Genomic DNA, 11,847 nt, shown 5'->3' with positions numbered 1-11,847 from the left:
GCGGCGCCGCCGCGGGGGCGGGGACGCAGTCCCCGTTAGATCGACATCAATGCGCGGCCTGCTGACCGGCGTCCGCCGCGGCGGCGCTCGGGACGGCGTGCCCTGCAGGGAGCTCGGGCAGCTCCGCCACGATCACGCGGCCGCGCCCCTCGCGCTTCGCGGCGTAGAGCGCCGAGTCCGCTGCGCCGACGAGGGCTTCCGCGGCGTCCTCGCGGAGATCGTCGCACAGGCAGGCCACCCCGAACGACGCGCCCACGTGGATCCGCTTCCCGCCGATCTCGAGCTCGGTCTCGCGCAGGCGCGCGCAGGCGCGCTCGGCGAACACCCGTCCCTCCTCGGCGGAGGTGTGCGGCAGGAGGATGACGAACTCGTCGCCGCCGTAGCGCGCCCCGAAGTCGGTCTCGCGCAGCTCCTCGCGGATCACCGCCGCGACCGCGGCGATCGCGCGGTCGCCGGCGGCGTGGCCGAGCTCGTCGTTGATCGGCTTCAGCTGATCCATGTCGGCCATCACGCAGGTGAGCGGCGTGTGATAGCGGAGCGCGCGCTTCACCTCCTCCTCCACGCGCGCGCGGAACGCGCGGAGGTTGGCGAGGCCGGTGAGCGCGTCCGTCTGGGCGAGCTCGCGCAGCGCGGTCTGGCTGCGCATGAGCCGTAGCGTCCGCTCGACGCGCGCGCGCAGCTCGCGCTCGGAGAAGGGCTTCTGGAGGTAATCCACCGCGCCGAGGTCGAGGCTGCGCACCTTAACAGCGTCGTCGCCGTGGCCCGAGACGAAGATGACGGGGATGTCGTTGGTCGCGGTGTCCGCGCGCAGCCGCTCGAGCGCCTGGAGCCCGTCGAGGCGCGGCATGAACAGATCCATGAGCACGACGTCCGGGTGCTCCGCGCGCGCGACCTCGAGCGCCACCTCCCCGTCCTCGGCCAGCAAAACCTCGTACTCCGGCTCGAGCACCTCGGTCAGCACCTCGCGCGCGTCCGCCTCGTCGTCGACGACGAGCAGCCGCGGGCGCGTCCCGGAGGGACGGGGCCGGCGCGCGGGGCGGGCGTCCGGCGCCGCGCGCACCGTCCGATCGAGGTCGTCCGCGACGCGGCGCAGGCGCGAGATCTCGCCGCGGTGCGCGTCGGCCTGTGCGGCGTCCGCCGCGAGCAGCTCCGCCGCGGAGCGGAGCTCGGCGGCCGCGGAGGCGAGGAGGGCGTCGCGGCGGTGGGTCGTCTCGCGGAGCCGGCGGTTCGCGTCCGCCAGATCCGCGAGGCCGCTCGGGAGCGCCTCGCGGAGGCGACGCGCCCGCTCCTCCGCGGGCAGGCCCGAGGCGGCGTCGATCGCGGCGAGCAGCGGCGCGAGCGGGTCGCGCGCGGTCTCGCCCACATCGGCGGCTCTCGGGTCCTGTGGCTTCACGGCCGGCGTTCGTCCGTTCGGGTCGTTCAAATGTAGTGGGGGCGAAGCAGAACGGCAGGCCTGACCCCTGCCGCAGACGCGCGGGAGACGCCTGCCCCCCCGGCGAGCGTCAGCCCGATCGGCGGGAGCTCGCGGGGCTCGTCCGCCATCAGTGCATCCAAGCGTACAGCGCGGCTGCGAGGGGGATCCACGGTATCCCCAGGAGGGCTGCCAGCGCGATCTTGAGCGCGCGGCGACTGCGCGGGGAGAGGCGGGTGGTGCCGGGGAGGGTGAAGACGGCGCGAGAGGTCACGCGACGCAGGACAGCAAGGGCGGTGCCGCGGGCCTGCGGCGCGCCCGGCGCGTGGAAGGTCGCGCGATCCCGAGGCGTTCGTGCGCGACCGCCGGGCGCGCGTGTCCTGCGCGCCACACGGCCGGGAAGAATTTCCGCCCACGCGCGGGAGCGGTCCGGAATATTTTGTGCGACGGAGGACCGCGAGATGGCCGGCGTCGTCGAGATCTACGGCAAGGATTCATGCCCCTACACCAGCGCCGCGCGTGAGGATCTCGGCGCCCGTGGTGTGGAATTCACCTACTTCGACGTGAAGAAGGACGCCGCCGCGATGAGGCGGTTCCTCGAGCTCTCCGGCGGCGATCGCCGGGTGCCGCTGATCGTCGACGCGCGCGGGCGCGTGTCGGTGGGTTTCGGCGGAAGCTGAGGGGTGTGACGCGCTCCCGGTCGGGAGCGAGGAGAAGAGATCGTCGCGCCCTCGAAGGCGCAGGAGCCCGGAGTCGAGGCGGGCAAGCGCAGCGAACGAGGACGCCCCCGGGATCGTGCGCCGCGCTCAGCGCCCGTAGATGGCGCGCTTGCCGCCGCGGAAGCCCGGGCCGCCCACGAACTGAGGCGGCGGGCGCTCCAGCATGAACTGGAACCACTGCTCGCCGTACACCTTGCCGAGCTTCAGCTTCTTCCCGTTCTGGAGCAGCTGGAGGGAGCCCTTCAGCTTCTCGTCGGACGGGTTCGCCTGCACGGCGCGCCCGAGCACCGCGATCGCGTCCTCGTGCCGGCCGAGCTCCTCGAGGATCCAGGCGTACGCCGACCAGAGCACGCCCTCCTTCTTGTTCGTCTTCACCGCGTCCTCGAGGACGCGCTTCATGCCGTCGAGGTCACGCCGCTTGTAGCGGACGACGCCCAGCATCCCGCGCGCGATCCAGTTGCGCGAGAAGCTCTTCTCGAGGTGGGGGAGGGCGGCGTCGAGGTCCTGGCGGATGAAGAGCAGGATCCCGATGTTCGAGTGGAGCTGCGAGGCGACGAGGAACTGCCACGGCGCGAGCCGGAACCCGCCCTGGAGCGTCTGCACCGCCTTGTCGAGCTTCTGGGCGCGGACGTCCGCCTGCATCCCGTCGAAGACGGACTCGAGCTGCTTCCACGTCCGCCGCGCGAGGACGAAGTAGGCGATGGTCGCGGCGAGCAGGGCGGGGAACACGGCGGCGGCCCAGCCGAAGCTGGTCCCGATCGCGATCGCGGCCCCGACGACGAGCCCGATCCCCAGGCTGATGAGGAGGTTGTACATGACGTTCCCGGTGGAGGTGCGGGGTACGGATACACGTGGCCGCGCCCCTGCGGCAAGGGAAAACGCGGGCGCGCGGGGCCCCGCGAATGGCCCTCCCCGGACTCGAACCGGGACGGGGGATCACCCCACTCGATTTTGAGTCGAGCGCGTCTACCGTTTCGCCAGAGGGCCGATGGCGCCGCGGAACCTAGCAGAAAAATGGATTGGGCGCATGACCGGGGGTCTATAATGCCGGCCAAAGCTCGATTTTGCGCGGTGAGCAAACTGCGCAATCGATCCCGACAGGAGACGCCCGATGGCCCGCCCGCCCGCCCAGACCTCGCTCGACGCCGCAGTTCGCGCGGCGATGGAGCCCGTCGTGAAGCGCGCATCCGCCGCGATCGCGCGCGCCGTAGCGGAGATGGCCGCGTCCCGGCTCGAGGCCGAGCTCGAGGCGGAGGTCGCGCGCAAGGGCGGCAGGGGCCGCCGTCGCCGCTCCGTGAACGGCGCGTCGTCGCGCCCGCGCGGAGAGATCACCCGCTGGGCTGCCGATCGGCGCGCGCGGCGCGTCCCCAACTTCGTCATCGACATGACGGGCCTGAAGACGAAGAAGCAGATCGTCGCGAAGTTCGGCGACGGCGTGGTCTTCGAGAAGGGCAAGCCCGCGCCCAAGCCGAAGGCGTAGCGGCGCACGGGGTCCGCGGGTGCGCCCCCGGACGCCGTGAAGACTCCGGACCGTCGCGAGAGGTGCCGTCGTCGCGCTCGCAGCCGGCGCGTCGCGGTCCGGTGATTTCTTCCTCAGGCGCTGTCCTTCTTCGCGACGGGCTTCGCGGGCGCGGCGGCGCTTCCCGCGTCCGTCTTGGCGGCGGGGGCCGCCTGGGCGGCCTCCGGCTTCGGGCCGGTCCCCGTCGGCGCCTCCGGCTTGGTCTTGGGCGACGCGTAGAGATCCGAGTACCAGCCGCCGCCCTTGAGCTGGAAGCTCGTGCGCGAGATGAGCCGCGCGAGCTTAGGCGCCCCGCACTCGGGGCAGGCCGCCGGCGCGGGGTCCGACATCCGCTGCATCACCTCGGTGAGGCGCCCGCACTCCTCGCAGACGTATTCGTAGATGGGCACGACGAGATCCTAGCGCGGCATCGTGCGGCTAGCCGCGCCGTGGTGGCCGGCCGCCGCCGCGCGGGCCGGGGCCACCCCGAGGCTTTCCGCCCGGGCGGGTGCGCGGTCCGAAGCCGGTGCGAGGGCCGGGGCCGGTGCGGGGGCCAGGGCCGGAGCGAGGGCCGGGGCCGGAGCGAGGGCCGGGGCCGGTGCGAGGGCCGGGGCCGGTGCGAGGGCCCGCGCCGGAGCGAGGGCCACCGGGGCCGGTGCGGGGGCCGAAGCCGGAGCGAGGCCCGAAGCCGGAGCGCGGTCCACCGGGGCCGGTGCGGGGGCCAGGGCCGGAGCGCGGGCCGGGGCCGGTGCGAGGTCCGAAGCCGGAGCGAGGGCCACCGGGGCCGGTGCGAGGGCCAGGGCCGGAGCGAGGTCCGAAGCCGGAGCGAGGGCCGGGGCCGGTGCGGGGGCCGAAGCCGGAGCGAGGGCCACCGGGGCCGGTGCGGGGGCCGGGGCCGGAGCCGGAGCGAGATCCGAAGCCGGAGCGAGGGCCGGGGCCGGTGCGAGGGCCGGAGCCGGTCCGAGGGCCGAAGCCGGTGCGAGGGCCCGTGCCGGAGCGAGGGCCACCGGGGCCGGTGCGGGGGCCGAAGCCGGAGCGAGGGCCACCGGGGCCGGTGCGGGGGCCGAAGCCGGTGCGAGGGCCACCGGGGCCGGTGCGGGGGCCAGAGCCGGAGCGAGGTCCGAAGCCCGAGCGAGGGCCGGGGCCGGTGCGAGCGGCAAATCCGCCGCGGTCACCGGGACCCGAGCGCGGCCCGAATCCCTTGTGCGGACCGCGCCGATCTTGTCCGCGCGGCTGCCCGCCGGTGGGCTCACCCCGGGAGCGCGATGCGTCGGGGGCGCCGCGGCGGAACGGGGGAGGGCTCACGGAGTCGGCGGAGCCGCGCGCCCGCTCCGGGCCTCCGGCCCGCGGACGATCGCGTCGCTCGGTACGCTCGTTTCCGTCTCGAGCGCGGTCGGAGCCGAACCGGCGCCGCTCCTCGAAGCGCGAGCGGCTCTCCCGAGCGCCGCCGCCCGGGCGGGCCTCGTGGCGCGGTGCTCCGCGCCGGCCGCGGTCCGAGCCGGTCGGGCCGGACGGCGCGCCCGTGCCCAGGTCGGCGGGCCCGAGGTCGAGGCCGAACCGCAGGGAGAGCGCCCCGACGGTCTCGTAGGGCAACGAGAGGCTCCGCGAGAGCGCCGGGCCGAGGGACTCGCCGCTGGCGCGCAGCGCGCGGAGGTGCTCGGGGAGGCGGGCTCGGAGATCCGCCTCGATCTCCTCCAGCAGCCCGAGATCCCGCAGCCGCTCCTCCTGCGCGAGCAGGAGGTGGATCCGCTCCGAGAGCGTCGCGCGGGAGCGGAGATCCGCCCTCCGCTCCTCGCGGATCCGCTCCGCGTCCTCCGCGGCGCCGAGCCGGGCGAGGGCGGCGTCGAGCCCGGCCTCGTCGAGCCCCAGCGCCGCGGCCGCGGCGGCGCGGGATCCGGCGGCCGCGCGCAGCGCGTGCAAGAGCTCGTCGTGCTCGCGCCGCTCGAACACGCGGGCGAGGCCGTGGTGATCGATGAGGGCCGCGAGATCGGCGTCGGTGGGCGTCGCGCCGCCGGGGCCGCGCCAGCCGGCCTGGAGCTCGGCCAGGATCGCGGCGCGGCGCGCGCCGTGGCGGCGCAGGAGCCGCTCGAGCACGGCGCGGCCCTCGTCGCGGCGAAGGTCGTCGAGCGCGGGGAGAGGCGGCGGAGGCTCCGGGGCGACCTCCACGCGATCGCGCGCACGGTGGACGACGATCCCGGGCTTCTTGCGGCCGCGGCCCGGCTTCGCGCGAGGCGCGGGCTGGTCGGACGCGGCGGCGGCGGCGGGGGGCGCCGGCGCGACGGGCTCGTCGGCCGCTTCCCGCGGGTAGCGGGCCTCGCGCTCACGCTCCGCCGCGGTCTCCGCGGGCGTTCCGCGCGCGATGTCGGCGAGCGCGTACGGGCCGAGCGGCGCCGCGGGAGGCGGATCCGCGAGGAGGGCGCGCGCGGCGAGCAGCTCGTCCCAGGACAGCGGCGACAGGGCAGCGCGGATCTCTCGCGTCCCGGCCTGGCGGCCGGCTTCGGCGCACCAGCGGGCGACACGCTCGAGCAGCTCGGGGTCGATCTCGGCCATGGCGGGCGGAACGTGCGCCGGGGCGCCGCCCGAGTCAAGGATCCCAGGCGATCGCGGTTGCCGCTCGCCCGCGCGCGTGGTTCACTGCCGCGCATGTCACCCGGGATGAAGGACGGCGGGACCGGCCGAATCCCCGCCGCCGTCCGCTCCCTCCGCTGGATCCTCTTCGCGCTGCTCTTCGCCGCCACCGCGCTGACGCTCCTCGGCGTGCCGGAGCTCGCGCGATCCGTCGCCGGGAGCGGCTGGCCTCGCGCGGCGCTCGCGGTCCCGGCGGTGGTCCTCGCGCTCTTCATCGGGGGCTACGCCGCGTACCGCTTCGTGCTGGTGCGCGCCGGGAGGTACTCGGCGGGGAAGGCGCTCGTGCAGGTCGGGCTGATGGTGCTCGTCCTGGCCGTCATCACCGGGGTCGTGCTCGAGCTCGCGCAGGGTTACCGGGTCGAGCTCGCGCCTCCCGTCGAGCTCGCCGGACCGCTCCGGTCGGCCGATCCGGCCACCCGCGCGCTCGCCGCGGAGGTCGCTCGCCACCGCCCCCGAGAGGCAGGCGTGCGAGCGGTCCCGCGCCTGATCGAGCTGCTCGACGACCCCGCGCCGGAGGTCCGCCGCGAGGCGCACGCCACCCTCGTGGCGCTGGCCGGACGTGACGCGGGCGGGGAAGGGCCCGGGGCTGCGGCGCGTTGGCGGGAGTACTGGCGCGACGCCGCGCCGGAGCGCTGAGCCCCGCCGGCGGCGGACGACACCGCAGGGGCTTGCCTGGGCGGCGTCAGTCTGATACTGAGAATCGTTATCAGGATGACCGACGCCGATCACGACCTCCGGGGCAGCAGGACGCGCGGGCACGATCGCCCGCAGGACGCGGGCGCCGCCGCGGCCGAGCTCGCCGCGTACATCGAGCGCAAGGGCCTCAAGCACTCGCGGCAGCGCGAGCGCATCGCGCAGGCCTTCTTCGCCGTCCGCGGTCACGTCACGGTCGAGGAGCTCGTCGCGCACGCGCGGCGCGACGACCCTCGCGTGAGCGTCGCGACCGTGTACCGGACGATGAAGCTCCTCGTCGATTGCGGCCTCGCCTCGGCGCGCCAGTTCGGGGAGGGCCAGACGCGCTACGAGCCCTCGGCGGGGCGCGCCCACCACGATCACCTCATCTGCACCGGCTGCGGCGACATCGTGGAGTTCGCGAACGAGAAGATCGAGTCGCTGCAGGAGACGGTGGCGCGCCGGCACGGCTTCGAGGTCGAGAGCCACAAGCTCGAGCTGTACGGCCGCTGCGCCCGCTGCCGGAAGGCCGCCCCCGTGCGCGAGGAGCGCGCGTGACCCCTCCCGCCCCGGCTCCGGCTGCCGCGCGCGCCGGCGAGCTCGACAAGAAGCAGGTGGTCGCGGCGAACCGCGCCATCATCCTCGTCGGCAACCCCAACGTCGGGAAGAGCGCGCTGTTCGGCGCGCTCACCGGCAAGTACGTCACGGTCTCGAACTACCCGGGGACGACCGTCGAGGTGACGCGCGGCTCGGCCACCATCGAGGGGCAGCCCTGGCACGTGATGGACACGCCGGGGACGAACAACCTCATCCCCATGTCGGAGGACGAGCAGGTCACTCGCGACATCCTGCTCTCCGAGCGCGGCTACGCGGCCGTGCAGGTCTGCGACGCGAAGAACCTCCGGCGCGGGCTCCTGCTCGCGACGCAGCTCGCCGAGGCGGAGATCCCCTTCACCCTCGCGCTCAACATGGCGGACGAGGCGGCGAGCCGCGGGTTCCACATCGACGTGGAGCGGCTCTCGCGCGACCTCGGCATCGACGTCGTGCCGACCGTGGCGGTCCAGCGGCAGGGGCTCGCGGCCCTGCAGCAGCGCATCGCCGCCGGTGGCCGCGCCTCGCCCTTCCGGCCCCGCTACGACGACGCGATCGAGGCGGCGCTCGCGGAGATCACGCCGCTCATGCCGCGCGGCGGCTTCGGCGCCCGGGCGCTCGCCGTCATGGCGCTCGTGGGCGACGAGTCGCTCCGCCCGCAGCTCGCCGCGCACGTCTCCGAGGCGGACCTCGCCCGGATCGACGCGATCCGGCGCACCGTGGCGGCACGCTACCCCGAGTCGCTCCGCTTCGTGGTCGCGCGCCAGCGGCTCGCGGCGGCCGACCGGCTGCACGACGCGGTCGTCACGCGGGGCGGCGCCACCGCGGCGAGCGGCCTCGGCCGCAAGCTCGGCACCTGGTCCACGCACCCGCTGTGGGGGATCCCCATCCTCGCCGTCGTGCTCTTCGCGGCGTACGAGTTCGTGGGCGTGCTGGGGGCCGGGACGCTCGTCGACTTCCTCGAGAACACCGTCTTCGCGAACTACCTCGTGCCGTGGATCACCGCCGCGGTGCGGTTCCTCGTACCGGACGGCCGCTTCGAGAGCTTCCTCGTCGGTCCTCCCGGCGCCGACGCCGTGACGCAGAACGGGATCCTCATCGGCAAGTACGGGATCGTCTCGATGGGCCTGTCCTACGGCATCGCGATCGTGCTGCCGATCGTGACGACGTTCTTCATCGCGTTCAGCATCCTCGAGGACTCGGGCTACCTGCCGCGCCTCGCGGTCATGCTGAACAAGGTGTTCAAGCGGATGGGCCTGAACGGCAAGGCCGTCCTGCCGATGGTGCTCGGGCTCGGCTGCGACACGATGGCCACGATGACGGCGCGCATCATGGAGACGCGGAAGGAGCGGGTCATCGTGACGCTCCTGCTCGCGCTCGGCGTGCCGTGCAGCGCGCAGATGGCGGTCATCTTCGCCATGACCTCCAAGCTCCCGGTGGCGGCGACGGCCTGGTTCGGGGCCACGGTGCTGCTCGTGCTGTTCCTCGTCGGCTGGCTCGCGGCGAAGGTGCTGCCCGGCCGCGGCTCGGACTTCATGCTCGAGCTGCCGCCGCTGCGCGTGCCGCAGGCCGGCAACATCGCGGTGAAGACGCTCGCGCGCATCGAGTGGTACCTGCGCGAGGCGCTGCCGCTCTTCATCGTCGGCACGCTCATCCTCTACCTGCTCGACCGGTTCGGCGGGCTCTCGTTGCTCGAGCGCGCCGCGTCGCCGCTCGTGGTCGGGCTGCTCGACCTGCCCAAGGAGGCCGCGGCCGCGTTCATCCTCGGCTTCCTGCGGCGCGACTACGCGGCGGCGGGCCTGTTCCTCCACTACCAGCCGTTCATGGACGGCGGCGGGCTCACCCGCTCGATGCAGATCGAGATCGTCGTGGCGCTCGTCACGATCACGCTCTTCGTCCCCTGCATCGCGAACTTCTTCATGATCCTGAAGGAGCGCGGCTGGAAGACCGGCGTCGCGATCATGGGGTTCATCGTGCCGTTCGCGGTCGGGGTGGGCGCGGTGGTGAACCAGCTCATGCGGTGGCTGTACTAGGAGGCGCTGGTGGCGGCCCTCGTCGAGAAGATCGAGACGTGCCCGCTGTGCGGGACCCGCTTCGACGCGATGGGGCAGGGGTGCCGCCCGAGCTGCCCGATGGCGAAGGGCTGCCGCGTCGTGTGCTGCCCCTCGTGCAGCTACAGCTTCCCGCAGGAGGCCGGGCTCGCCGGCGGCCTCCGGCGCCTCATCGACCGGCTCAAGCGCGACAAGGACGGGAGGAGCGACTTTCCGTGAATAATGGGACGGCGACGCGGCGGCTCGAGGAGATCCTGGAGACCGCCTACACCCAGCGCGAGGCGGGCCGCGACGCGGCCGACCAGATCCTGGCGGCGGCGGAGGCCGAGCACGCGCCGGGCGCGGGCCGCGCGGATCTCGAGGAGCTCGCGCGCGCGGGCCTCCTCCGGCTCGAGGGGGCGCACGTCCACCTCACGGAGGAGGGCGAGCGGCGCGCCCGCGACGTCGTGCGCCGGCACCGGCTCGCGGAGCGGCTCTTCCGCGACGTGCTCGATCTGGCGGAGGGCGTCACGGAGCAGCAGGCGTGCGAGCTCGAGCACATCCTCTCGCCCGAGGCGACCGACTCCGTCTGCACGCTGCTCGGCCACCCCCCGACCTGCCCCCACGGCAAGCCCATCCCCCCGGGCGGCTGCTGCGGCACCTACCAGAAGACGGTCCGGCCCTTCGTGACCGGGCTCCGCAGCTTCGAGCTCGGCGCGTCCGGCCGCATCGTGTTCATCGCGCCCAAGTTCCACGACCGGATGGATCGGCTCGCCGCGCTGGGGGTGATCCCCGGCAGCACCATCCGGCTCCACCAGCGCTCGCCGTCGTACGTCATCGAGGTCGGCGAGACCACCATCGCCCTCGATCCCGAGATCGCGGGCGAGATCTACGTGAAGCCCGTCGAGGCTCGTTCGTCGTAGCCGAAGCGCAGCTCGAGTCCCCACCCGGAAAGGCGCAGGAGAGAGCCCCGTCGCGGGCCACAAGTGAGAATGCAAGTCAAGATCATGGTTGTCGTGGCCGTCCTGCTCGCCTCGGCGGGCGCCCGCGCGGACGACGCCGCCCCCGCCACCCCCGCGCCGGCGAGCGCCGAGAAGTCGGACGCGCCCGCCGCGAAGGGCGAGGGCGAGGCCGCCACGAAGGAGGAGGTGAAGGCGCTCGCGGAGGAGCTGCGGCGCCTCAAGCTGGAGATGGGCCTCAAGGACGTGGAGTACGCCTCGTACGCCGGGATGGGACCGGCGGCGTCGAAGGTGTACTTCGCGCCGAAGGGGCTCTCCATCGGCGGCTACGGGGAGCTGTTCTACCGGAACCGCCTCTCCGGGGGACCGTCCGACTCGGACCTCTACCGCGTGATCCTCTACACGGGCTACCGCTTCACGCCGAAGATCCTCTTCAACGCCGAGATCGAGTACGAGCACCAGCACGAGCTCTCCGTCGAGTTCGCGTACCTCGACTTCCTCCTCTCCGACGCCGTCGGCGTCCGCGTCGGCAACGTGCTCGTGCCGATGGGCTTCCTGAACGAGCTGCACGAGCCGCCGTTCTTCAACGGCGTGTTCCGGCCGGAGGTGGAGCGGAACCTCATCCCGTCCACCTGGAACGAGAACGGCCTCGGCGTCCACGGCGCGGTCGGCCCGGTCCGCTACAAGGCGTACGCGCTCGTCGGCCTCAACGGCCAGAGCGGCGATCTCTCCTCGGGCAGCTGGCTGCGCGGCGCCCGCACCGGCGGCGGCGAGGCGCCCGCCGAGAGCTTCGCGGGCGTCGCGAGCGTCGGCTACGCGCGCGGTCCGCTCGACGTGGCGGGCTCCGTCTACCGCGGCCGCGCGGGCCAGGGCGCGAAGGACGCTGAGGGCACGATCCGCGCCGACGTGACGCTCGCGGAGGCGCACGCGCAGCTCGCCTGGCGCGGGCTCCAGCTCCGGGGCCTCTACGCGATGGGCTGGCTCGACGACGCGGGCCGGCTCTCCGCGCTGCAGGGCGGCGGCCTCGTGCTCGGGTCGCGCACGCGCGGCGGCTACGTCGAGGCGGCCTACGACGTGCTCGCGGTGGCGCTGCCCGAGCTCGGCCAGTCGCTCTCGCCGTTCGTGCGCTACGAGGCGCTGGACCTCCACGACCGGGTCCCCGCGGGTTTCGCGCGCGACGCGGCGCTCGACGAGAAGCTCTGGACGGCCGGCCTCACCTACAAGCCGATCCCCAACGTCGTCGTGAAGGCCGACTACCAGCGCACCGACACGGAGGCGGACACCACGGCGGACCAGGTGAACCTCGGCGTCGGGTACGTGTTCTGAGGCATGCGAGCGG

Annotated in this window: 11 protein-coding genes and 1 tRNA gene; 8 read left to right on the top strand and 4 right to left on the bottom strand. The window is 74.2% G+C overall.

Annotated elements, in window-relative coordinates; genetic code table 11:
- Positions 1-46 precede the first annotated feature (46 nt).
- Positions 47-1,393 (bottom strand): diguanylate cyclase, encoded by a 1,347-nt coding sequence (locus MNY60_RS16225; protein ID WP_242356126.1) that lies wholly within the window; start codon positions 1,391-1,393, stop codon positions 47-49.
- A gap of 479 nt (positions 1,394-1,872) precedes the next feature.
- Between MNY60_RS16225 and uxx1 the strand changes: the two genes are divergently transcribed.
- A complete protein-coding gene (gene uxx1 / locus MNY60_RS16220; protein ID WP_242341489.1) occupies positions 1,873-2,091 on the top strand; it encodes a UXX-star selenoprotein family 1 in 219 nt (72 codons plus the stop codon).
- A 126-nt stretch (positions 2,092-2,217) separates the two neighbouring features.
- Here the strand turns inward: uxx1 and MNY60_RS16215 are convergent, their stop codons facing one another.
- Both MNY60_RS16215 and MNY60_RS16210 read right to left on the bottom strand, forming a co-directional pair.
- Complete coding sequence (locus tag MNY60_RS16215) at positions 2,218-2,946, bottom strand: tetratricopeptide repeat protein (protein ID WP_242341488.1); 729 nt, start codon at positions 2,944-2,946, stop codon at positions 2,218-2,220.
- Positions 2,947-3,033: 87 nt separating this feature from the next.
- A tRNA-Leu gene (locus MNY60_RS16210) sits at positions 3,034-3,117 on the bottom strand.
- A gap of 124 nt (positions 3,118-3,241) precedes the next feature.
- Between MNY60_RS16210 and MNY60_RS16205 the strand changes: the two genes are divergently transcribed.
- On the top strand, positions 3,242-3,610 hold the full coding sequence (locus MNY60_RS16205; protein ID WP_242341487.1) for a hypothetical protein: 369 nt from the start codon (positions 3,242-3,244) through the stop codon (positions 3,608-3,610).
- Between the two features lie 113 nt (positions 3,611-3,723).
- On the opposite strand, the gene MNY60_RS16200 is transcribed toward MNY60_RS16205, so the two are convergent.
- Complete coding sequence (locus MNY60_RS16200) at positions 3,724-4,038, bottom strand: zinc ribbon domain-containing protein (protein WP_242356128.1); 315 nt, start codon at positions 4,036-4,038, stop codon at positions 3,724-3,726.
- A gap of 1,243 nt (positions 4,039-5,281) precedes the next feature.
- Here MNY60_RS16200 and MNY60_RS16195 point away from each other — a divergent pair.
- The 6 genes from MNY60_RS16195 (at position 5,282) to MNY60_RS16170 (ending at position 11,834) form a co-directional block, all read left to right on the top strand.
- A complete protein-coding gene (locus MNY60_RS16195; RefSeq protein ID WP_242356130.1) occupies positions 5,282-6,892 on the top strand; it encodes a hypothetical protein in 1,611 nt (536 codons plus the stop codon).
- A 75-nt stretch (positions 6,893-6,967) separates the two neighbouring features.
- Complete coding sequence (locus MNY60_RS16190) at positions 6,968-7,486, top strand: Fur family transcriptional regulator (protein WP_242356132.1); 519 nt, start codon at positions 6,968-6,970, stop codon at positions 7,484-7,486.
- A complete protein-coding gene (feoB, locus tag MNY60_RS16185) occupies positions 7,483-9,552 on the top strand; it encodes a ferrous iron transport protein B (RefSeq protein ID WP_242356135.1) in 2,070 nt (689 codons plus the stop codon). The genes MNY60_RS16190 and feoB overlap by 4 nt, the downstream gene beginning before the upstream one ends.
- 9 nt (positions 9,553-9,561) lie before the next feature.
- Positions 9,562-9,789, top strand: a complete 228-nt coding sequence (locus tag MNY60_RS16180) for a hypothetical protein (protein WP_242356137.1) — start codon at positions 9,562-9,564, stop codon at positions 9,787-9,789.
- Positions 9,786-10,472, top strand: coding sequence for a metal-dependent transcriptional regulator (locus MNY60_RS16175; RefSeq protein WP_242340504.1), 687 nt, complete (start codon positions 9,786-9,788; stop codon positions 10,470-10,472). The genes MNY60_RS16180 and MNY60_RS16175 overlap by 4 nt, the downstream gene beginning before the upstream one ends.
- Positions 10,473-10,541: 69 nt before the next feature.
- Complete coding sequence (locus MNY60_RS16170) at positions 10,542-11,834, top strand: hypothetical protein (protein ID WP_242356139.1); 1,293 nt, start codon at positions 10,542-10,544, stop codon at positions 11,832-11,834.
- The last annotated feature ends 13 nt before the right edge of the window (positions 11,835-11,847 follow it).

This window comes from Anaeromyxobacter sp. SG17, from assembly GCF_022690695.1.
In the GTDB taxonomy this organism is placed as follows: Bacteria; Myxococcota; Myxococcia; order Myxococcales; family Anaeromyxobacteraceae; genus Anaeromyxobacter; species Anaeromyxobacter soli.
This window is presented reverse-complemented; position numbering and strand designations above follow the sequence as displayed.